The sequence below is a fragment of the Sphingomonas sp. HF-S4 genome, assembly GCF_032911445.1.
Taxonomy (GTDB): Bacteria; Pseudomonadota; Alphaproteobacteria; order Sphingomonadales; family Sphingomonadaceae; genus Sphingomonas; species Sphingomonas agrestis.
Map to the genome: position 1 here is coordinate 1,439,864 of NZ_JAWJEJ010000001.1, position 22,011 is coordinate 1,461,874.

Here is a 22,011-nt window from a genome sequence, read left to right on the forward strand (position 1 = left end):
CGATATTTGCCGATACTGCCCCGCTTCTTGCGAGTCGCGCCCTTATGTCTGCAAAGGCTAGCGCAAGTTCGCTCCGCCTGCCACCGCGCAACCTGCGGGCACGAGGCAACTTGCCCCCGCCGCGCGCGTTCCCTACTTGTTCGCCGATGACTCTTCCCGCGCCCTCCCCCGACGACGCACCTTATCTGCGGGGCCTCAACGCCCCCCAGCGCGATGCCGTGCTCACCACAGAAGGTCCCGTCCTCGTCCTCGCAGGCGCCGGCACGGGCAAGACCGCGGCGCTCACCGCCCGCCTCGCCCACCTGCTGTTCACGCGGAAGGCCTATCCCAGCGAGATCCTTTCGGTCACCTTCACCAACAAGGCCGCGCGCGAGATGCGCGAGCGGGTCGGCCGGCTGGTCGGCGACGCGGTCGAGGGGATGCCCTGGCTTGGCACCTTTCACGCGATCGGCGCCAAGATGCTCCGCCGCCATGCCGAGCTGGTCGGGCTCCAGTCCAACTTCACCATCCTCGACACCGACGATCAGCTCCGACTGCTGAAGCAGCTCATCGCCGCCGCCGATCTCGACGAGAAGCGCTGGCCCGCGCGCCAACTCGCCGGGCTGATCGACAGCTGGAAGAACAAGGGGCTTACTCCGAAGGAAATCGACGCCGGCGAATCCGAGGCCTATGCCAATGGCAAAGGCCAGGCGATGTACGCCGCGTACCAGGACCGCCTGCGTACGCTCAACGCCTGCGACTTCGGCGACCTGCTCCTCCACATGCTCGTGATTCTCAAGACCGATCGCGAGGTTTTATTGCTGTATCAGAACCGCTTCCGCTACATCATGGTGGACGAGTATCAGGATACCAACAGCGTCCAGTATCTCTGGCTCCGCCTGCTCGCGCAGGATCGGAAGAACATCTGCTGCGTCGGCGACGACGACCAGTCGATATATTCGTGGCGCGGCGCACAGGTCGAGAACATCCTCAAGTTCGAGAAGGACTTCCCCGGCGCCAAGGTGATCCGGCTCGAGCAGAACTACCGCAGCACGCCACACATCCTCGCCGCCGCCAGTGGCGTAATCGCCAATAATGGCGGCCGCCTCGGCAAGACGCTGTGGACCGAGAAGGACGTGGGCGAGAAGGTCAAGGTGCTCGGCATCTGGGACGGCCCCGAGGAGGCCCGCCGCGTCGGCGAGGAGATCGAGGGCCTCCAGCGCGGCGGCACCAGCCTCGACGACGTCGCGATCCTCGTCCGCGCGCAGCACCAGACGCGCGAGTTCGAAGATCGATTCATCAGCATCGGGCTGCCCTATCGCATCATTGGCGGCTTCCGCTTCTACGAGCGCCAGGAAATCCGCGACGCGCTCGCCTACCTCCGCGTCGTCGCCCAGCCGTCGGACGACTTGGCGTTCGAGCGTATCGTCAACGTCCCCAAGCGCGGCCTCGGCGACAAGGCCTTGGCAAAGGTCCACCAGTTTGCCCGCGCCGAAGGCCTGCCACTCACCACCGCGGGCGCGCGCATCCTCGACACCGACGAGCTCACGCCCCAGGCGCGCCGCAGCCTTGGCAACCTGATCGGCGACATCGCTCGCTGGCGGAGCATGGGCGACACCCTCCCCCATCCCGAGCTCGCGCGGATCATCCTCGACGAGAGCGGCTACACCGCGATGTGGCAGGCTGATCGCACCGCCGAAGCCGCCGGCCGCCTTGAGAATTTGAACGAACTCGTCCGCGCGATGGAGGAATACGAGTCGCTCACCGCGTTCCTCGAGCATGTCAGCCTGGTGATGGACAACGAGGCGCAGGCCGACGAGGCCAAGGTGACGATCATGACGATCCACGCCGCAAAGGGCCTCGAATACGACACGGTGTTCCTGGTCGGCTGGGAGGAAGGCATCTTCCCCTCACAGCGCGCGCTCGACGAAGGCGGCCTCGCCAGCCTCGAGGAGGAACGCCGCCTCGCTTATGTCGCGATCACCCGCGCCCGGCGAAAGGCCACCATCCTCCACGCCGCCAATCGTCGCATCTACGGACAATGGACCTCGTCGCTCCCCAGCCGCTTCGTCGCCGAACTGCCAGGCGAGCATGTGGAGAGCGAGACCAGCATGACCGGCGGCGAATCGCTATGGCGCGCCAACTGGTCCGAGCGGGCTGATCCTTTCGCCGATGTCGGCCGCGGCACGGGGCGAGGCCCCGGCTGGCAGCGCGCCGCGGGCGTCGACGCCAAGAATCCAGGTGGCAGCTTCACCCCGCGCACCTTCTCGCGCGAGCCCGCGCGGGTGCTGGAAAGCCATGCGAGTGCCGTGAGCTTCGGTGCCAAGCCGCGCGCGGATCTGTCGGTCGGGCAGCGCGTGTTCCACCAGAAGTTCGGCTACGGGCTGATCGCCGAGATCGAGGGCAACAAGCTTGAGATCGATTTCGAGCAGGCAGGCAGGAAGCGGGTCATGGATAGTTTTGTGACCGCGGAAGGATAGATCGGCTCTCGTGATCCCAATGTGCTCCCCAAAAACTCTCCCGTCATAATTCCGGGCCGAGCCATGCGCTTCGATGAAGTGGATACGCACACGCGTCGGCTTCTGCGCTCAGACGTCAGAGCGCCCAATCAAGCTGCAACCACAATTTCCGCGTGTCGGTCAGCAACAGGTCCGCGCGGTAGTCGGCATAGCGCACCGAAACCGCCGTTTTGCCGAGCTTGCCGGTGGCGAGCAGGTCGATCTCGTTGCCATAGTGGCGTACAAGTCGGTCGCTCTCATAGCGGTGATATGCAGCCTGCAGGCTCACGCTCTTGAGCGGGCCGATCGCCTTCCAGCCATAGCCGAGACTGGCATACAGGTCGCGGATGCCGTCGGGCGGCGTGGTGGTGAACTTGTCTGCCCAGCCCTGGAACTTGAACACCGCGCCCAGCGGCGTCTGGAAGCTGGTCAGCGCGGCACCTCGATCTGCGCCGAGCACCTCATAACCTCCCCCCAGCTTCCATCCACGCAGCTCCAACGCCGCGTCGGCGAGCCAATAGCTTGCAGAATAGTCGTTCGGGTTGCGGTGATAGTCGGACTGCCGAGCATGGCTGAGCTGGTATGCGAGCTTCACGCCGCCGCCGAACGACTGCGCTCCGGCTAGGCGGACGCCATAGCTCTGGCTCGAAAGCCGAAAGCCCTGCACCGCCGCCTCGTCCTGATCCACCAGATAGGCGAAGCCGGTGAGCGTGCCGACCGGGGTGGCATAGCTGAGATTGGCGAAGACATTGTCGCCGCCGACGCCCGGCTGGCGCGCGCCATTACCCTCGACGCCCCAGATCGTGCGCACGTCCCAGACATAGCTGAGATCCAGCTTGAGCCCCTTCGCCGGCACCACTTCGGCGCGCACCGCGTCGAAGGTCTGCGCATTCTGGCGGATCGCGGCATTGCCGACGAAGCGCTCGTCGTCGAGCGCGATGCGCTGGCGCCCGGCGGTGACGGTCAGCGGCGCCGAGCGATATTGAAGCTGGGCGCGGTAGAGTGCGACATTCTCGGGATCTCCGACCTGGGGCCGAGTCGCTGCACCATGGAGCCCATCATAATAGCGATCGTCGAGCGCGACATTGCCCTGTGCCTCGACCAGTGCGCTCCAGCCACTCTCGGAGACCTGCACCCCGGCGCGGACGCGCGCGGTCACGGCATCAGCGTCGCGTGGCAGGCCGTCCTGCTCGACATGCTCGTAGCGCAGCCGCGCCTCGGCCAGCGCCTTGACGTCCTGTGCGCAGGCCGGGCCTGCCGCGGCGAGCGCCGCCACGGTGGCGATTGCGATTCTCATGGGGACTCCTTCCAGAAGCTTCGGTTACGCAAGCCGGCCAGGCCGGGCTCGACTCCACCGAAATTGCGGGGTGCCGCAGGTCAATCGTCGATCGACCGCTTGTAGGTCTCGGGCAGCAGGAACAGGCCGAGCACCAGCGTCACCAGCGCGGCGACCACCGGATACCAAAGGCCGTAATAGATATCCCCCGTCGCCGCGACCATCGCGAACGCCGTCGCCGGCAGGAAACCGCCGAACCAGCCGTTGCCGATATGATACGGCAGCGACATCGAGGTGTAGCGGATGCGGCTGGGGAACAGCTCGACCAGCATCGCGGCGATCGGGCCGTACACCATCGTCACCAGCAGGACGAGCGCGGTGAGCACCGCGACGACCAGCGGCTGGTTGATCCGGGCCGGATCTGCCTTGGCGGGATAGCCCGCCTCCGCCAGCGCCGCCTTGGCGCTGTCCTGGAAGTCGGCGATGCCCACCGCCAGCACCGCGCTCTCCTTGAGCGGGTCTTTGCGAGGATCATAAGCGGGGACTTGCCGCGCGCCGACCTGCACCACCGCGCTGGTCCCTGCCGGCGCCTCGATATTGCGATAGGCGACGCCCTGCTTGGCGAGGAACGCCTTGGCGATGTCGCAGCTCGAACGGTCGAACTTGTTGCCCCCGATCGGATCGAACTGGAACGAGCATTCGGCCGGATCGGCGGTGACGCTTACAGGCGCAGTGCGCTGGGCGTGCGCCAGCGCCGGGTTCGCCGCTTCGGTTAGCAGGCCGAACAGCGGGAAATAGCTGGCGGCGGCGATCGCGCAGCCGGTGAGGATGATCGGCTTGCGCCCGATCTTGTCCGACAGCCAGCCGAAGAACACGAAGAACGGCGTGCCGATCGCCAGCGCGATCGCGATCAGGATGTTGGTCGTCCAGCCATCGACCTTGAGCGTCTTCTCGAGGAAGAACAGCGCGTAGAATTGCCCAGTGTACCAGACCACCGCCTGGCCGACGACCGCGCCGAACAGCGCGATCAGCACGAGGCGGAGGTTAGGCCAGCGGCCGAACGCTTCGGTCAGCGGCGCCTTGGAGGTCGTGCCCTCCTCCTTCATCTTCTTGAACACCGGGCTCTCGTTGAGCTGGAGCCGGATCCACATCGACACGCCGAGCAGCACGATCGAGATCAGAAAGGGCACGCGCCAGCCCCAGTCGGCGAACGCCGCCTCGCCGATGATCCAGCGCGTGCCGATCACGACCAGCAGCGCCGCGAACAGACCCAAGGTGGCCGTGGTCTGGATCCAGCTGGTGTAGAGCCCGCGCTTGTTGTTGGGGGCGTGCTCGGCGACATAGGTCGCGGCGCCGCCATATTCACCGCCAAGCGCCAAGCCCTGCGCCAACCGCAGCGCGACCAGGATCACCGGCGCGGCGACGCCGATGCTAGCATAGCTGGGCAGCAGGCCGACGGTAAAGGTCGACAGGCCCATGATCGCCATGGTGACGAGGAAGGTGTTCTTCCGACCGACGAGATCGCCGATCCGCCCGAAGAAGAGCGCGCCGAACGGACGGACCGCGAAGCCCGCGGCGAAGGCGGCGAGCGCGAAGATGAATGCGGTGGTTTCGTTGACGCCTGAGAAGAACTTGGCGGAGATGATCGTTGCGAGGAGGCCGTAAAGGTAGAAATCATACCATTCGAACACGGTGCCGAGCGACGAGGCAGCGATCACCAGCTTCTCGTTCTGCGTCGCCTGGTGGTGCTCGGGTATCCCCGCAGTCTCGGCCATGAATCGCTCCCCCTCTTATGGTGCTACCAAAACCACATGCGGACGTGGCTGCAAACCCCTCGCGCTTCACAGCGGCGGCGCATCGGGGTAAACGGAGACATGATCGACCGTCTCTTCCTCTCTCATCCGCGCAGCGTCGGCGAGAGCTATGGCGAGCATGCCGCCACCGCGTCGCGCTTCGGCATCTCGATGATCCTGGGCGGTGCCGCCTGCCTGGTCCACGCCGTGCTGCCCAATCTGTTCGCGCGCACCGCGAGCGACACGGTCAAGAAGCTCTACGGCCAGATGAAGGCGCGCCAGCCTGCCTTCTCGCAAGAGCGCCCCGCGTTCCAGCAGCCCGAATGGCAGATCGAATACGAAATCTAGCCCGGTGATCGAGCATGTCGCCATCATCGGCGCGGGGTTTTCGGGGACGCTGCAGGCGATCAACCTGCTCCGCCACGAAGGGCCCCGCGCCACGCTGATCGAGCGCGCGCCGGTCGCCGGCACCGGCCTGGCCTATGGCGCCGCGCATCCGAGCCATCTGCTCAACGTACGCGCCAGCAACATGAGCGCCTTTCCGGACGACCCTTCGCACTTCGTTCGCTGGCTCGAAGCCCTCGGGGTGCCGGACGCGCCAGCGGCGTTCATCCCGCGCGTCACCTACGGCGAGTATCTGCGCGAACTGCTCGAAGCGGCGTTGAGGGATCCGAGTGGACGGCTGACGCTGCTCCGCGACGAAGTTCAGGATATCACGCTGGACGGCGGCGTGAAGGTCGCGCTGCGCAACCGCACGCTCGACGCCGATGCCGCGGTGCTTGCGGTCGGAAATCTGCCGCCGCACGATCCGCCTGGACTCGATCCCGAGCGCCTCTCGGCCGAGCGCTACAAGGGCGACCCGTGGGATGCGGGCGTGCCCGAGAACCTGTCGAGCACCGACACGGTGCTGATCATCGGCACCGGGCTCACCATGATCGACGTCGTGCTGCTGCTCGACGCCCGGGGGTTCAAGGGGCGCATCGTCGCGCTGTCGCGGCGCGGCTTGCTGCCCCGTTCGCATGCGCCCGGCAGCGACTGGCAGAAGATCGGCGAGCGGCCCGCCACCACGGCCTCCCACCTGCTCCGCGGCGTGCGCGACCGCGGCGAGGCGGTGGGCTGGCGCAACGCCGTCGACGAGCTGCGTCCGTTCACCCAGGCGATGTGGGGCAATGCCAGCGAGGCCGAGCGCGGGCGCTTCCTGCGGCACCTGCGGCCGTGGTGGGACGTCCATCGCCACCGGCTGGCGCCCGAGGTCTACGCCCGGCTGATGGCAGTGATCGATCGCGGCCAGCTCGAGGTGATCGCCGGCAAGACGCTGGGGTTCGAGGAGCGGCCCGAGGGTATCGAGGTCGGCTTCCGCCGCCGCGGCAGCGACAGGGCCGAGACGCTGCGCGCCCAGCGCATCGTCAACTGCACGGGCCCGCTGGGCGACCTGGCCCGCACCCAGGAGCCGCTGCTCCAGAAGCTCGCCGCGCGCGGGCTGATCCGCCCCGACGCCGCGCATCTCGGGATCGACGTCGACAATCAGGGCCAGACGATTGCCGCCGACGGGCAACCCAATGCCAAGCTCTACGCGCTCGGCCCGATGACCCGCGGCGCGTTCTGGGAGATCGTCGCCGTCCCCGACATCCGGACGCAGACCTGGAACGTCGCCCGCCGCCTCTCCAACGCCCATTGGGTGGGTGGCGAGGGGCTTTGACGATCGGAGCGGGCAAGACGGGTTCCCAACCATAAGGTTGGCAAGGTCAAGACGGCCAACCATTTGGTTGGCTGGAAAAAGCCCGGATTTACGTGGTTCTTGCCGTTTGACGGGTCGAGTCAAGCGCCACGCGGTTGACTCGTTCGCGCATTTGCGAGTCAACCATTCGATCCGAATGTGATGTGCCGCAGACTCGCCCACAGGAGAAACGTAAGCAGAAGAAATCCTACATTTCCAGCGATCATCCGACCGCTGAAAACCCTTATTAGTATCAATTGACACTATCTGGCCGGGAAGGTATTTCCCGCGCCATGACCGATTCAGCCAATCCGCTCGGCCTCAACGGCTTCGAGTTCGTCGAGTTCACGTCGCCCGACCCCGAGGCGATGGCGCGGCAGTTCGAGCAGATGGGCTTCGTCGCCAGCCACCGGCACCCGCGCAAGAACATCACGCGCTACAAGCAGGGCCGCATCAACCTGATGCTCAACCGTGACGAGACTGGCCGAGTCGCCGAGTTCCGCGCCGCGCACGGTCCCTCGGCCAGCGCGATGGCGTTCCGCGTTGCCGATCCCGAAGCCGCGATGGCCTGGGCGCTCGAGCACGGCGCCAAGCGCACTGCCGAGGACGACACCGTCATCGAGGGCATCGGCGGATCGTATCTCTATTTCATCCAGGACGGCACCAACCTCTACGCCGATTGGGACGAAGTCCCCGGCTGGCAGGCGGCCGAGGCCGAGAACAATGTCGGGCTCGACCTGCTCGACCACCTCACCCACAATGTCCGCCGCGGCCAGATGCGGGTGTGGAGCGAATTCTACAAGACGCTGTTCGGCTTCGAGGAGCAGAAGTATTTCGACATCAAGGGCCAGGCCACCGGGCTGTTCAGCCAGGCGATGATCGCCCCCGACAAGGCGATCCGCATCCCGCTCAACGAGAGCCAGGACGACGCCAGCCAGATCGAGGAATTCATCCGCGAATATCAGGGCGAGGGCATCCAGCACCTCGCGCTGACTACCGACGACATCTACGACACCGTCGAGCGCCTGCGTGCCCGCGGGGTGAAGCTGCAGGATACGATCGAGACTTATTTCGAGCTGGTCGACAAGCGCGTCCCCGGGCATGGCGAGGACCTTGAGCGGCTGCGAAAGAACCGCATCTTGATCGACGGCAGCGTCGAGAATGGCGAGGGTCTGCTGCTGCAGATCTTCACCGAGAACATGTTCGGGCCGATCTTCTTCGAGATCATCCAGCGCAAGGGCAATGAGGGCTTCGGCAACGGCAATTTCCAGGCGCTGTTCGAAAGCATCGAGCTCGACCAGATCCGCCGCGGGGTGATCAAGGTCGACGCGTAACTATCGGATTAGTTTGGAGAGGAAGATCGGGGGAGCGGCGCGCGTTGCGCGGCGCTCACCCCGACAACCTTAGGCGATCGCTAGCGCCCCCTGGGGCTCGGCCGCGCCTTCGCGGAAGCGAGCTTCGTCGAGGATGCCTTCGCGCTTGGCAACGAGCACCGGGACCAGCATCTGGCCCGCGACGTTGGTCGCGGTGCGGCCCATGTCGAGGATCGGATCGATCGCGAGCAGTAGCCCGACGCCGTCGAGCGGCAGGCCCAGCGTCGACAAGGTGAGCGTGAGCATCACCGTGGCGCCGGTCAGCCCGGCGGTCGCCGCCGAGCCGAGCACCGAGACGAAGGCGATCAGCGCATAATGCTGCAGTCCGAGCGGGATGCCGTAGAATTGCGCGACGAAGATCGCCGAGATCGCCGGATAGATCGCCGCGCAGCCATCCATCTTGGTCGTCGCCCCCAGCGGCACCGCGAAGGCGGCGTAGGCGCGCGGCACGCCGAGCGCACGCTCGGTCAGATCCTCGGTGACCGGCAAGGTGCCGACCGACGAGCGCGACACGAAGCCGAGTTGGATCGCCGGCCAGGCCGACGCGAAGAAGCGCAGGGGGCTGAGGCCGTGCGCGGCGAGCAGCGCCGGATAGACCAGCAGCAGCACCAGCGCGAGGCCGAGATAGACCGCCCCGGCATAGGTGCCTAGCGCGGCGAGCGACTCCCAGCCATAGCGGACCACGGCGTCGCCGATCAGCGCGGCGGTGCCGATCGGGGTGAGGCGGATCACCCAGCGCAGCAGCAGCCGGAAGACCGCGAGCGCCGAGGCGTTGAAATCGAGGAAGCGATGCCCCGCCTCCCCTGCCCGCACCGCCGCGGCGCCGATCGCCACGGCGAGCACGATGATCTGGAGGATGTTGAACGACAGCCCGGTGGTGGCGCCGCCCTCGGCCAGCTTGGTCGAAGCGGCGATGCCGAGGAAGTTGGCGGGGACCAGCCCCTTGAGGAAATCGAGCCAGCTGCCGGTGCTCGACGGCGCGGCCGCGGCGCTGGCGGCGACGGCGCTGTGGTGGCCGGGCTGGAGAACGAGCCCCAGCGTGATGCCGATCGCCACGGCGATCCCGGCAGTGATCGCGAACCAGAGCAGGGTACGCACCACCAGCCGCGCGGCGTTGTTCAAGTCGCGCAGCGCCGCGATCGACGCAACGATCGCGGTGAACACCAGGGGCGGCACCAGCAGCTTGAGCAACTGGACGAAGATCTGGCCGACCGTCTGCAGCGCCTGGGCGAGGCCGTTCGCGGTCTCGCCATCGCCGCCGATCGCGCGCGCCGCGAGCCCGAGCGCGAGCCCGGCGGCCATGCCGATCGCGACCTGCACGCCGAAACCGGGCAGCGCAAGGCGCCGTGGTTCGGCTAGGGATACGGGCATTGATTACGACTCCGGAATTAAACCTACTGGAAACGTAGGAATTGCCGGGACGGCGCGAAACAAACTTTAGGTTCGCGGCCTGAAAGCAGCAGCAGATAGTAACATTTGACACTTTCTGCGCGGAGCGACACAGAGACGGGCATAGAGAGGACGCGATGACCGATTATTTTCCCGGCTTCGGCAATCATGTCTCGACCGAGGCGGTGCCCGGCGCGCTGCCCGTCGGGCGGAACAGCCCGCAGCGGCCCGCTTATGGGCTTTATGCAGAACAGCTTTCGGGAAGTGCGTTCACCGCGCCGCGGCACGAGAACAAGCGATCGTGGCTGTATCGGCTGCGGCCGACTGCCGAGCATCCGCCGTTCGTGCGGTATCAAGGCGCGAAGAACTTCGCACCCGGGACGGTGCGCGAACCGCTGGCACCCAATCGGCTGCGTTGGGATCCCCTGCCCGCCCCGACCGCGCCGACCGACCTGATCGACGGCATGACGACAATGCTCGCCAATCGCGATCCCGCCGATCTCGAGGGCGTGGCGGTGCATGTCTATGCGGCGAACAAGGACATGACCGACCGCGTGTTCGTCGATGCCGATGGCGAGTTGCTGTTCATCCCCCAGGCTGGGCGGCTGGCGCTGCTCACCGAGCTGGGACGGATCGACATCGCGCCGGGTCAGATCGCGCTGGTGCCGCGCGGGGTAAAGTTCCGGGCCTTGCTCCCCGATGGCAGCGCGACCGGCTATGTTGCGGAGAATCACGGCGCGCTGTTCCGGCTGCCTGATCTGGGGCCGATCGGCGCAAACGGGCTTGCCAATCCGCGCGACTTCGAGACGCCAGCCGCCTGGTTCGAGGACCGAGACGACGCGACCGAGATTGTGCAAAAGTCGTTGGGAAGCCTGTGGACAACCACGCTCGACCATTCGCCGCTCGACGTGGTAGCGTGGCACGGCAACCTGGCGCCGTGGCGCTATGACCTCGCCCGGTTCAACACGATCAACAGCGTGAGCTTCGACCATCCCGATCCGTCGATCTTCACCGTGCTGACCTCGCCCAGCGACGTGCCGGGGCGGGCGAACGCCGATTTCGTGATCTTCCCGCCGCGCTGGATGGTGGCGGAAGACACGTTCCGCCCGCCCTGGTTCCACCGCAACGTGATGAGCGAGGCGATGGGGCTGATCCACGGCGCGTACGACGCCAAGGCGGAGGGGTTCGCGCCGGGGGGGCTCTCTCTGCACAATCTGATGGCCGGGCACGGGCCCGACCTGGCGAGCTGGGAGGCGGCGAGCAACGTCGAATTGAAGCCCCACAAAATCGCGGGAACGATGGCGTTCATGGTTGAGACGTGCTGGCCGTATCGACCGACCGCCTATGCGCTGGAGCGGGCGCAACCGGATTATGATGCGGCTTGGAAGGGGTTTCCGAAGGCGAAGCTCCCTTGATCCTCCCCGGCACGGGGAGGTGGCGGCGCGCAGCGCTGACGGAGGGGATTCTCCGCGCAGTCCATCCTTTGCGGCCCGCCCCCTCCACCATGCTTCGCATGGTTCCCCTCCTCGTTTCGGGGAGGAACTTTTGAGCGAGCGCCTCACCGCTACTCCGGCGGGCGTCACGCTTGGGCCGCTCGCCCTCATCCCCGAGGACACCTCGCGCAACTTCGTCCTCGAATTGCGCGCGGGGCGCTTCCACGGGTTCGTGGTGCGCAAGGGCGATGCAGTGCACGGCTATGTCGATCTCTGCGCGCACATGGCGCTGCCGCTGGCGCAGGAACTCGACGCCTATCTTACCCCCGATGCCGGCCTGATCCAGTGCAGCTGGCATGGCGCACTCTACCGGATCGACGACGGCATCTGCGTCGGGGGACCCTGCGTCGGAGCGCGGCTCCGGGCGTGGCCGGTGACCATCAGCGACGGGATGATCGTGACGGCCTGAGCGCTTGCGGTCCGCGGCGGAATCGGCGAAAAGCGGGGCAAATAGGACAGCATTGCTGACACGTCCTCAAGGAGAGGCAAGATGGACTCGACGCTCGATTTCGGTCTCGGCGACACCGCCGACATGATCCGCGACACCACCCAACGCTTCGCCAGGGAGCGGATCGAGCCGCTCGCAGCGAAGATCGACGCCGAGGACTGGTTCCCGCGCGAGCTGTGGCCGGCGATGGGCGAGCTGGGGCTGCACGGCATCACGGTCGATGAGGAATTTGGCGGGCTGGGCCTCGGCTATCTCGAGCACGTCATCGCCTGCGAGGAAGTCAGCCGCGCCTCGGCCTCGATCGGGCTCAGCTATGGCGCGCATTCGAACCTGTGCGTCAACCAGATCAGCCGCTGGGCAAGCCCCGAGCAGAAGGCCAAATATCTGCCCAAGCTGATCTCGGGCGAGCATGTCGGGTCTCTGGCAATGTCCGAGGCGGGGGCGGGCTCGGACGTGGTCGGCATGAAGCTGCGCGCCGAGGCGGTTCCGGGCGGATACAAGCTCAACGGCACCAAGTTCTGGATCACCAATGCGGCCTATGCCGACACGCTTGTCGTCTATGCCAAGACCGGGGAAGGATCGCGCGGTATCACCACCTTCCTGATCGAGAAGGACATGCCCGGCTTCTCGATCGGGCAGAAGATCGACAAGATGGGGATGCGCGGCTCGCCGACCGCCGAGCTCGTATTCGACGATTGCTTCGTCGGCGAGGAGCAGGTGATGGGGCCGCTCAACGGCGGCGTCGGGGTGCTGATGTCGGGGCTCGACTACGAGCGCACCGTGCTCGCGGGGATCCAACTCGGGATCATGCAGGCGTGCCTCGACGTGGTGCTGCCGTACCTGCGCGAGCGGAAGCAGTTCGGCCAGCCGATCGGGCATTTCCAGCTGATGCAGGCCAAGGTGGCGGACATGTACGTCGCGCTGAACAGCGCCCGCGCGTACGTCTATACCGTCGCCAAGAATTGCGATGCGGGGCGGACGACGCGGTTCGATGCGGCGGGGGCGATCCTGCTCGCGTCGGAGAATGCGGTGCGGGTGTCGCTCGAGGCGATCCAGGCGCTGGGCGGCGCGGGCTATACCAAGGACTGGCCGGTCGAGCGCTTCGCGCGCGACGCCAAGCTGCTCGATATCGGGGCGGGGACCAACGAGATCCGGCGGATGCTGATTGGGCGCGAATTGGTGGGGGGCTGAAACTCCTTCTCCCCTTGTGGGAGAAGGAAGGGGCCCTCTGCGAAGCAGTGGGAAGGATGAGGGGGACGTTGATCAAGACACACTCCCCCTCACCCTTCCGCCGATTTCATCGGCTCCCTCCCTCTCCCACAAGGGGAGAGGGAATTTCGTTACTTGAACAACCCTAGGTCGATCGCCTCGCCCATCTTGGCTTCGCCCTCGCCGTGCGGGTGGAGATTGTCGCCGCGCTGGAGCGCCGGGTTTAGCTTCTTGGGATTGGCGGGATCGGCGACGACCTTCTCCATGTCGATCACGCCGTCGAAGGCGCGCGAGGTGCGGATCCAGTCGTTGACGCGCACGCGGATCGCCTCGCCCTCGGGGCTGTAATAGCCGGCGCCTTCATAGGGCAGCACGGTCATCGCGATCACCTTGATCCCGTGGTCGTGCGCGCGCGCGATCAGCTGACGATAGCCCTGGATCAGCTGCTCGGCGGTGAGCGCCGGAGCGCCGTCGGGCAGCGGCGGGCCCAGGCTGCCGATATCGTTGATCCCCTCGAGCAGCACGAGGTGCGTCACCCCGCGCAGCGATAGCACGTCGCGGTCGAAGCGGCTGAGCGCGCTGGGGCCGGTGCCCATGCTGAGCACGCGATTGCCCGAGATCGCCTGGGTGACCACGACATGCGGCTTGCCCGCCTTGGCGAGCCGGCGGCCGAGCACGTCGCTCCAGCGGCAGACGGGCACGGCATCGAGCGCGCAGCCGGTATTGTCGGTGATCGAATCGCCATAGGCGACGATCACCGGGCGCGGCTTGGCGCCGAGCACGTCGATCCCGGCGAGCAGCGGCCGCATATCGGCCTTGGCGGCGGCGGTGAACGGCGCGGCGGTGTTGTCGCCAGTGGCGGAAATCGACGTCTTGGCGCCCGACGCGCCATGGATCGTCGCCAGCGAGACCTTCTCGGGCAAATAGAGCGAGACCTCGACCACATCGAACTGCTTGACCGCGAGCGGCACGGCGTCGCTGAGCAGCGGCGCGTTGGCGGGCAGGATCGTCGTCGCCTGCCCGTCGAACATGACCTTGACGCTCGGCCCGCCCGCGACGCGCACGCTCGCCGCGCCGATGCGCAGCGCCGGGCCATATTCGTTCGAAAGCCGCAGCCGCAGCTTGCCGCCCTCGGCGCCGACGCGGACCGCGAAGCTGATCGTCGCATTGTCGACCGCGACCTGCTGCTTGTCGCCGACGCCCTGCCACATGCTCGCGGTCCAGGCGGGGGTCCATTGCTCGGGCGCCGGCGCGGCCCCGGCCAGCGCCACAGCGCCCGCAACAATCGCTACACCCCGAATCCAGCGCATCCCGTGTCTCCCTCTTCCTGCACGAACCTAGGAGCGAGGCCCGGAATTGGCCAGACCAGTTTTTACCAGACCTTGACCCGCTGCTCGGGGGTCAGGAACAACTTCTCCCCGGCCTTGACCTCGAACGCCGGATACCAGGCATCGAGGTTGCGCACCGTCTGGGCGCGCCAGCGCGCGGGGGCGTGGCCATCGGTGGCGATGCGGCTGCGCAGTTGCTGCTCGCGCGACTTGTCGCGCCACGCCTGGGCATAGGCGAGGAAGAAGCGCTGGTCGCCGCTGAGGCCGCCGATCACCGGAGCCTCCTTGCCGTTCAGCGAGGCGCGGTATGCGTCATAGGCGGCGGCGAGGCCGGCGACATCGGCGATGTTCTCGCTCAAGGTCTGCTGGCCCTTGAGGTGGAGCCCGGGCAGCGCCTCATAGGCGTCGTACTGCGCCGCGAGCGCCTTGCCGCTCGCCTTGAAGCGCGCGAGATCCTGGGGGGTCCACCAGTTGCGCAGCCGGCCCGAGGCGTCGAAATTGGCGCCGAGATCGTCGAAGCTGTGGCTGATCTCGTGGCCGATCACCGCACCGATCGCGCCGTAATTGGCGGCCGGATCGGCGGCCGGATCGTAGAACGGGGCTTGCAGGATCGCAGCGGGGAAGTTGAGCGCGTTCTGCAGCGGCAAATTGACGGCGTTGACCGTCTGCGGCGTCATCCACCATTCGCCGCGGTTCACCGGCTTGCCGAGCTTGGCGAGCTGGTGGCGATATTCGGCCAGCTCGGCGCGGCGCAGATTGCCGACCGGATCATCGGCCTTGATCTCGAGCTTGGCATAATTGCGCCACGTCTCGGGATAGCCGATGCCGACCTGCATCCCGGCGATCTTGCGCCGCGCCTCGGCCTTGGTCGCGTCGGCCATCCAGGGCAGCGCCGCGACGCGCTTGTCGAACGCGCCGAGGATGCCCTTTACCATCGCCTGGATGTCGGCCTTGGACGACGCGGGGAAATAGTCCTTCACATAGAGCTGGCCGACCGCATCGCCGAGCCACTCATTGACGCTGGCGATCGCACGCTTGTCGCGCGGGCGGGGCTTGGGCTGGCCGTTCAGCGTGTGGTTGAAGAAGTCGAAATGCGCCTGGTCGAACCGCGCGGGCAGCACGTCGGTGACTTCGTTGATGCGGTGGAAGGTCAGCCAGTCCTGCCAGGCCTGGAGCGGCTCGCTTTCAACCAGCTTGGCAACCGCGGTGACCGTCGCGGGATGCCAGACGATGAAGTCCTGCTGCGTGCCCAGCCCCGCGGCCTTCCAGAAGCCGTCCCAGTCGATCCCCGGCGCCTTCTTCGCGAAATCGGCCTTCTTCCAGGGATTGTCCGCCTTGTGGATGTCCTGGCTGGCGGCGATGTCGGCATGCGCGCGGGCGATCTTGGTTTCGAGCTCGAACACGCGCTGCGCCCGCGCGTCGGGCTCGGTGATGTTGGCGAGGCTGAGCAGCTTGCCGACATAGGCGCGATACTGGCTGCGGATCGTCGCCATCTCGGGCTTGTCCGAAAGATAGTAATCGCGCTCGGGCAGGCCGAGCCCGCCCTGGAGCAGGTACGGCACGGTCGCGTCGGGGCGGTCGAGCGCCTGCGCGACGAAGAGACCGAACAGGTTCCCGGTCTCGAAATCGGTGGCGTTGAGCGGATCGACATCGGCGCGCAGGTTTGCCCCGAGCATCGCCGACAGCGCCTTCTTGTCGGGCAGGCCGGCGATGTCGTCCATCTCCGCGCCCAGCGGTGCGAGCCCGCGCGCCTCGATTGCGGCAGTGTCGGTATAGGCATTGTACCAGTCGGCGACGCGGCGCTGGTCGCTGCCGTCGGCGGCATTGGCCTTGAGCGCGGCCTGGACGATCGCGAGGTTGTTCGCCTCGGCCTTGTTGAACACTTCGAGGAACACGCCGGTGTTCGATCGGTCGGCCGGGATCTCGGTGCGGGCGCGCCAACCGCCATTGGCATATTCGTCGAAATCGTCGCCCGGCTTCACCGCCTTGTTGAGCCCGGCGACATCGACTCCGATCCCGGCGCCCGCTTCGGCAGTCGTGTTGCCCGGAGCGCCCCCTCCCGGCGTGCAGGCAGCGGTAGCGAGGAGCAAGGCAAACAAGGCCGCGCGAGTCGTCACGTTCAGGCTCTCCAACGATACGAACGGTGGCGGTGCTACTCCCGCTGGCGCGCGCGTACCAGTCTTTCCAAGCGCGGGGCGTCGGTGTAGGCAGGGAAAAACTAGGACAGGAAGGATGCCCTAATGAGCGCCCCGGTGCTCGATACCAAGGTATCGCCCGACGGAGAGGATTTCCGCGCCCGCGCCGCGCATAATCGCGCGTTGGCGGAGCGGCTGCGCGACGATGTCGCGAAGGCGGCGCTCGGCGGATCGGAGGCGTCGCGCGCGCGGCACGTCGCCCGCGGCAAACTCCTCCCCCGCGAGCGAGTCGAGCGGCTGCTCGATCCGGGCTCGCCCTTTCTCGAGATCGGCCAGCTCGCCGCATGCGACCTATACGACGGCGAAGTTCCCGGCGCGGGGATGATCGCCGGGATTGGCCGCGTCTCGGGCCGCCAAGTGATGATCGTGTGCAACGACGCCACCGTGAAGGGCGGCACCTATTATCCGATGACGGTCAAGAAGCATCTCCGCGCGCAGGAGATCGCGCAGGCAAACCGGCTGCCGTGCATCTATTTGGTCGATTCGGGCGGCGCCAACCTGCCGCACCAGGCCGAGGTCTTCCCCGACCGCGATCATTTCGGGCGGATCTTCTTCAACCAGGCCAACATGTCCGCGCAGGGCATCCCGCAGATCGCCTGTGTGATGGGAAGCTGCACGGCGGGTGGGGCGTATGTTCCGGCGATGAGCGACGAGAGCGTGATCGTGCGCGAACAGGGCACGATCTTCCTCGCCGGCCCGCCGCTGGTGAAGGCGGCAACCGGCGAGGAGATCAGTGCCGAGGATCTGGGCGGCGGCGACCTGCATGCGCGCAAGTCGGGCGTGGTCGATCACCTTGCCGAGAATGACGAGCATGCGCTGATGATCGTGCGGGACATCGTCAGCCATCTGCCCGCCGACTCTAGCCCGGCCGTGACGCTGTTCGACCCGCGACCGCCCAAGCATGCACCGGAAGATCTCTACGGCATAGTCCCCGAGGATGTCCGCGCGCCGTATGACGTCCACGAGATCATCGCGCGGATCGTCGACGGCAGCGAATTCCACGAGTTCAAGGCGTTGTACGGCAGCTCGCTGGTGTGCGGCTTCGCGCATATCTGGGGGATGCCCGTCGGGATTATCGCCAATAATGGCATCCTGTTCTCGGAGAGCGCGCAGAAGGGTGCGCATTTCATCGAGCTCGCCTGCCAGCGCCGCATTCCGCTGCTTTTCCTCCAAAACATTTCGGGGTTCATGGTCGGCGGAAAGTACGAGGCGGAGGGGATCGCCAAGCATGGCGCCAAGCTGGTGACAGCGGTCGCTACCGCGACGGTCCCTAAGATCACCGTGCTGATCGGCGGCAGCTTCGGCGCGGGCAATTACGGGATGTGCGGGCGCGCCTATTCGCCGCGGTTCCTGTTCAGCTGGCCCAATAGCCGGATTTCGGTGATGGGCGGCGAGCAGGCGGCGTCGGTGCTCGCCACCGTGCATCGAGATGCCGACAAGTGGACGCCGGAAGAGGCCGAGGCTTTCAAGGCGCCGATCCGGGCAAAGTATGAAGACGAAGGCAATCCCTGGCACGCGACCGCGCGTCTTTGGGACGACGGGATCATCGACCCGGCGCAGACCCGCGACGTGCTGGGGTTGGCATTCGCGGCAACGCTGAATGCGCCGATCCCGGAGCGGCCGGCGTTCGGCGTGTTCCGGATGTGATGAAAGGCAGTACGTCAATTCCTCCCCGTTCCGGGGAGGATTAAGGAGTCCAGATGATCCTCCTCCCCCTCCTCCTAGCGCTGCAGACCACCCCCGTCGCGCCCATCGTCAAGGGTACCGCTTTGCCCCCGCCCGCCAGCGAGGAAGCCGCCGTCCTCGCCCCGATCGACGGCGTTTTCGCCGCGATCGCCGCGCGCAACGGGCAGGCGGCGCTGCCGCATGTCCGTGCCGAGGGGCGCGCTACTGCGACGGGCACCAAGCCCGACGGCACCCCGGTGATCAACGGCCGGAGCTGGGCCGAATTTGCCGCGGGGCTCACCCCCGGCCCCGAACGCTATGAGGAGCGGATGCCCGCGCCGGCGATCGAGATCGATGGCGATATCGCGATGGCCTGGGGCGACTATGTCTTCCTGATCGACGGCAAGGTCGCGCATTGCGGGGTGAATCATTTCGACCTGGTCCGCGAAGCCGGCGCATGGAAGGTGCTCAACGTGACTTGGTCGCGCCGCACCATGGGGTGCACGGGGCAATGAGCCGCGACACGCTGTTCCTGCTCGCGTCCGAGTTCGACGATCCGGCGCTTCCCGGCCGCGCTTTCTATTGCAAGGACTGCATCACGATCGAGGGCCTGCTCGCCGCCTTCCCCGATCGCGCCGCCAACCTGGAGGTGGTGCATGTTGCCTATCCCCGCCCGCGCGCGGCGGTGATCGAAGCGATCGGCGAGGCCAACCAGAACCTGCCCGCGCTCGTCTGGGACGGTGGCTTCGCCAACGAGATCGAGGCGCTGCTCGGCGCGCTGCATACCCGCCACGGCTTTCCGGAACGCCACCCATGATTCAATCGCTGCTCATCGCCAATCGCGGCGAGATCGCCTGCCGCATCATCCGCACCGCGCGGGCGATGGGCATCCGCACCGTCGCGGTCTATTCGGACGCCGACGCGCAGGCGCTTCACGTCCGTCAGGCCGACGAAGCGGTGCATATCGGCCCCTCGCCGGCGCGCGAAAGCTATCTGGTCGGCGAGAAGATCATCGCTGCGGCCAAGCAAACCGGCGCCGCGGCGATCCACCCGGGCTACGGCTTCCTCTCCGAAAATGCCGACTTCGCGCAGGCGGTGATCGATGCCGGGCTGGTCTGGGTCGGCCCCAAGCCCGACAGCATCCGCGCGATGGGCCTCAAGGACGCCGCCAAGGCGCGGATGATCGCGGCGGGGGTTCCGGTGACCCCTGGCTATCTCGGCGAGGACCAGAGCCCCGAGCGGCTCCAGGCCGAGTCCGATGCGATCGGCTATCCGGTGCTGATCAAGGCAGTGGCGGGCGGCGGCGGCAAGGGCATGCGCCGCGTCGACGCCGCGACCGATTTCCAGGACGCGCTCGCCTCGTGCCAGCGCGAGGCGGCCTCGTCGTTCGGCGACGATCGCGTGCTGATCGAGAAGTACATCCTCTCGCCGCGGCATATCGAAGTTCAGGTGTTCGGCGACAGCCACGGCAACGTCGTCCACCTGTTCGAGCGCGACTGCTCGCTCCAGCGCCGTCACCAGAAGGTGATCGAGGAGGCCCCTGCCCCCGGTATGGACTGGCCGACGCGCCATGCGATCTGCACGGCAGCGGTGCGCGCGGCCAAGGCGGTCGACTATGTCGGCGCGGGGACGATCGAGTTCATCGCCGACGCCAGCGAAGGCCTGCGCGCCGACCGCATCTGGTTCATGGAAATGAACACCCGGCTCCAGGTCGAGCATCCGGTGACCGAGGAAATCACGGGAGTCGACTTGGTCGAGTGGCAGTTGCGCGTGGCAAGCGGTGAAAAGCTGCCCAAAGCGCAGGGCGAATTGAAGATCGACGGCTGGGCGATGGAGGCACGGCTGTATGCCGAGGATCCCGCCAAGGGGTTCCTGCCCAGCACTGGCAAGCTCGACTATCTCTATCTGCCGCAAGAAGCGCGAATCGAGACCGGCGTCCAGGAAGGCGACACCATTTCCCCGTTCTACGATCCGATGATCGCGAAAATCGTCGTGCACCGCGCCGACCGCGACGGTGCCCGAAAGGCTTTGGCGGAAGGATGCGATGGAACGTGCTGTGCACCAGTCCGCACCAATGCGTGGTTCCTGAAGCGGCTCGTCGAGCATCCGGTATTCGCCTCGGGCCAGATTTCGACCGGCTTCATCGGCGCGTTCTCCGACGAACTGACTGCCCCGCCGGAGCCTAGCCCGCTATTGTTGCAAGAAGCAGCCGAGCGATTGATCTTCGACAATTGGGACGAACCCTCCGGTTGGAAGAATCGCACACTGGATCTCAAGCGCGGCCTCACCGGCTTTCGCCTCAACCGCCCGCCGGAGACGCGCGTATCGCTCTATCTCGATGGCAACCCCCTGCCCACCTTCGCGTACGATCTCGCGCTTTACGACAGCGCAGCGGTCTATGAAGTCAGCAGTGGTACGTATTACGATTCGCGCGAGGCCACGTATTTCGAGGGTGGTGCCGCCTTTGCCTTCACTCGATTTGCCGATGTCTCGCAGGCGAGCACCGCAGGCGATGGCGCCATGTTGGCGCCGATGCCGGGACGCATTACGGCGGTCGAGGTTGCGACCGGCGATTCCGTGGCCAAGGGCCAGCGCCTCGTCACGCTCGAGGCGATGAAGATGGAACACGGCCTCGTCGCTCCGTTCGACGGCGTGGTGGCCGAACTTAACGCCGTGGCAGGCGCGCAGGTGAGCGAAGGCACGCTGCTTGTCCGTATCGAGAAGTCCGAATGACCGGGCTCGCGATCCGCGAGGCCGTGCTGGACGACCTGCCTGCGATCCTGGCGATGCTCGCCCAGGATACCCTTCCTGCCGATCGCGAGACCGATCCTGCCGACCCGCGCTATCGCGCCGCTTTCGACACGATCGTGGCCGACCCGAACCAGATCCTGGTCGCCGCAGCGCTCAACGGTCGTGTGGTCGGCACGTTGCAGTTGAGCTTCCTCCCCGGCCTGTCGTTCCGCGGCGCGTGGCGCGGACAGATCGAGGCCGTGCGCATCGCCGCCGACCTGCGCGGGCGCGGCTATGGCGAACGGCTGATCGACTGGGCCGTCGAACACTGCCGCGAACGCGACTGCTTCCTCGTCCAGCTAATCTCGTCGAGCCAGCGCGCCGATGCGCATCGTTTTTATCAACGGCTCGGCTGGTCGAAGAGCCATGTCGGGTTCAAGCTCAAGCTCAGGGAGCCGAATTGATGGCGGGCCGATTCTACGACGAATGGCAGGTCGGCGACCGTATCGAGCACGAACTGCGCCGCACGGTGACCGAGACCGACAACCTCCTCTTCTCCACGCTGACCCACAACACCCAGCCGCTACACATCGACGCCGAGGCGGCGCGCGCGAGCGAGTTCGGGCAGATCCTCGTCAACGGCACCTTCACCTTCAGCCTGATGGTCGGGATCACCGTGGGCGACACGACGGCGGGAACGCTCGTCGCCAATCTGGGCTATGACAAGCTCGTCATGCCCAAGCCCGTCTTCCTGGGCGACACGCTGCGCGCCTCGTCCGAAGTCACCGAGCTGCGGCCGAGCAAGTCGCGCCCCGGCCAGGGGATCGTCACCTGGCGGCACCAGATGCACAACCAGCGCGGCGAATTGGTGTGCGAATGCCTCCGCTCGGCGCTGTTGCGGAGCCGCGCCGCCTGAAG

18 protein-coding genes are annotated in these 22,011 nt (G+C 66.6%); 13 read left to right on the forward strand and 5 right to left on the reverse strand.

The genetic code is table 11. From position 1 onward, the window contains the following. Positions 1-146 precede the first annotated feature (146 nt). Positions 147-2,459 carry an ATP-dependent helicase gene (locus tag RZN05_RS06150; RefSeq protein ID WP_317225738.1) on the forward strand — a complete coding sequence of 771 codons (2,313 nt, stop codon included), beginning with the start codon at positions 147-149 and terminating at the stop codon, positions 2,457-2,459. Positions 2,460-2,574: 115 nt separating this feature from the next. Here the strand turns inward: RZN05_RS06150 and RZN05_RS06155 are convergent, their stop codons facing one another. Continuing rightward, positions 2,575-3,774, reverse strand: coding sequence for an alginate export family protein (locus RZN05_RS06155; protein WP_317225739.1), 1,200 nt, complete (start codon positions 3,772-3,774; stop codon positions 2,575-2,577). A gap of 80 nt (positions 3,775-3,854) precedes the next feature. Continuing rightward, entirely contained in the window at positions 3,855-5,528 is a 1,674-nt protein-coding gene (locus tag RZN05_RS06160) for an MFS transporter (RefSeq protein ID WP_317225740.1), read from the reverse strand. 99 nt (positions 5,529-5,627) lie between these two features. Between RZN05_RS06160 and RZN05_RS06165 the strand changes: the two genes are divergently transcribed. The 3 genes from RZN05_RS06165 to hppD all read left to right on the forward strand — a co-directional run bounded on the left by RZN05_RS06165 (position 5,628) and on the right by hppD (position 8,597). Further along, the gene (locus RZN05_RS06165) at positions 5,628-5,894 is read left to right on the forward strand and encodes a DUF6356 family protein (protein WP_317225741.1); all 267 of its coding nucleotides are present in this window, start codon (positions 5,628-5,630) and stop codon (positions 5,892-5,894) included. Between the two features lie 4 nt (positions 5,895-5,898). Then, complete coding sequence (locus tag RZN05_RS06170) at positions 5,899-7,245, forward strand: FAD/NAD(P)-binding protein (RefSeq protein WP_317225742.1); 1,347 nt, start codon at positions 5,899-5,901, stop codon at positions 7,243-7,245. Between the two features lie 311 nt (positions 7,246-7,556). Continuing rightward, positions 7,557-8,597, forward strand: coding sequence for a 4-hydroxyphenylpyruvate dioxygenase (gene hppD / locus RZN05_RS06175; protein WP_317225743.1), 1,041 nt, complete (start codon positions 7,557-7,559; stop codon positions 8,595-8,597). Positions 8,598-8,666: 69 nt separating this feature from the next. Here hppD and RZN05_RS06180 read toward each other — a convergent pair whose 3' ends face one another. Beyond that, the gene (locus RZN05_RS06180; RefSeq protein ID WP_317225744.1) at positions 8,667-10,007 is read right to left on the reverse strand and encodes a dicarboxylate/amino acid:cation symporter; all 1,341 of its coding nucleotides are present in this window, start codon (positions 10,005-10,007) and stop codon (positions 8,667-8,669) included. 155 nt (positions 10,008-10,162) lie between these two features. Between RZN05_RS06180 and hmgA the strand changes: the two genes are divergently transcribed. From hmgA to RZN05_RS06195, 3 genes are all read left to right on the forward strand, one after another. After that, positions 10,163-11,440 carry a homogentisate 1,2-dioxygenase gene (hmgA, locus tag RZN05_RS06185; protein ID WP_317225745.1) on the forward strand — a complete coding sequence of 426 codons (1,278 nt, stop codon included), beginning with the start codon at positions 10,163-10,165 and terminating at the stop codon, positions 11,438-11,440. 130 nt (positions 11,441-11,570) lie between these two features. Continuing rightward, positions 11,571-11,927, forward strand: coding sequence for a Rieske (2Fe-2S) protein (locus RZN05_RS06190; protein WP_317225746.1), 357 nt, complete (start codon positions 11,571-11,573; stop codon positions 11,925-11,927). An 81-nt stretch (positions 11,928-12,008) separates the two neighbouring features. Further along, positions 12,009-13,157, forward strand: a complete 1,149-nt coding sequence (locus RZN05_RS06195; RefSeq protein ID WP_317225747.1) for an isovaleryl-CoA dehydrogenase — start codon at positions 12,009-12,011, stop codon at positions 13,155-13,157. A 149-nt stretch (positions 13,158-13,306) separates the two neighbouring features. Here RZN05_RS06195 and RZN05_RS06200 read toward each other — a convergent pair whose 3' ends face one another. Both RZN05_RS06200 and RZN05_RS06205 read right to left on the reverse strand, forming a co-directional pair. Further along, the gene (locus RZN05_RS06200; protein ID WP_317225748.1) at positions 13,307-14,485 is read right to left on the reverse strand and encodes an SGNH/GDSL hydrolase family protein; all 1,179 of its coding nucleotides are present in this window, start codon (positions 14,483-14,485) and stop codon (positions 13,307-13,309) included. A gap of 62 nt (positions 14,486-14,547) precedes the next feature. Continuing rightward, positions 14,548-16,620 carry a M13 family metallopeptidase gene (locus tag RZN05_RS06205; RefSeq protein ID WP_317225749.1) on the reverse strand — a complete coding sequence of 691 codons (2,073 nt, stop codon included), beginning with the start codon at positions 16,618-16,620 and terminating at the stop codon, positions 14,548-14,550. Positions 16,621-16,743: 123 nt separating this feature from the next. On the opposite strand from RZN05_RS06205, the gene RZN05_RS06210 reads away from it, so the two are divergent. From RZN05_RS06210 to RZN05_RS06235, 6 genes are read left to right on the forward strand one after another with little or no spacing between them, the layout of a single operon-like run. Beyond that, complete coding sequence (locus RZN05_RS06210; RefSeq protein WP_317225750.1) at positions 16,744-18,345, forward strand: carboxyl transferase domain-containing protein; 1,602 nt, start codon at positions 16,744-16,746, stop codon at positions 18,343-18,345. A gap of 53 nt (positions 18,346-18,398) precedes the next feature. Continuing rightward, positions 18,399-18,878 (forward strand): nuclear transport factor 2 family protein, encoded by a 480-nt coding sequence (locus RZN05_RS06215; protein ID WP_317225751.1) that lies wholly within the window; start codon positions 18,399-18,401, stop codon positions 18,876-18,878. Then, positions 18,875-19,180: a DUF3088 family protein gene (locus tag RZN05_RS06220; protein ID WP_317225752.1), complete on the forward strand. Its 306-nt coding sequence runs from the start codon at positions 18,875-18,877 to the stop codon at positions 19,178-19,180. Before RZN05_RS06215 ends, RZN05_RS06220 begins: the two co-directional genes overlap by 4 nt. Beyond that, positions 19,177-21,096, forward strand: coding sequence for an acetyl/propionyl/methylcrotonyl-CoA carboxylase subunit alpha (locus tag RZN05_RS06225; RefSeq protein WP_317225753.1), 1,920 nt, complete (start codon positions 19,177-19,179; stop codon positions 21,094-21,096). Before RZN05_RS06220 ends, RZN05_RS06225 begins: the two co-directional genes overlap by 4 nt. Continuing rightward, the gene (locus tag RZN05_RS06230; RefSeq protein WP_317225754.1) at positions 21,093-21,557 is read left to right on the forward strand and encodes a GNAT family N-acetyltransferase; all 465 of its coding nucleotides are present in this window, start codon (positions 21,093-21,095) and stop codon (positions 21,555-21,557) included. The genes RZN05_RS06225 and RZN05_RS06230 overlap by 4 nt, the downstream gene beginning before the upstream one ends. Next, positions 21,557-22,009: a MaoC family dehydratase gene (locus RZN05_RS06235; RefSeq protein WP_317225755.1), complete on the forward strand. Its 453-nt coding sequence runs from the start codon at positions 21,557-21,559 to the stop codon at positions 22,007-22,009. Before RZN05_RS06230 ends, RZN05_RS06235 begins: the two co-directional genes overlap by 1 nt. Positions 22,010-22,011 lie beyond the last annotated feature (2 nt).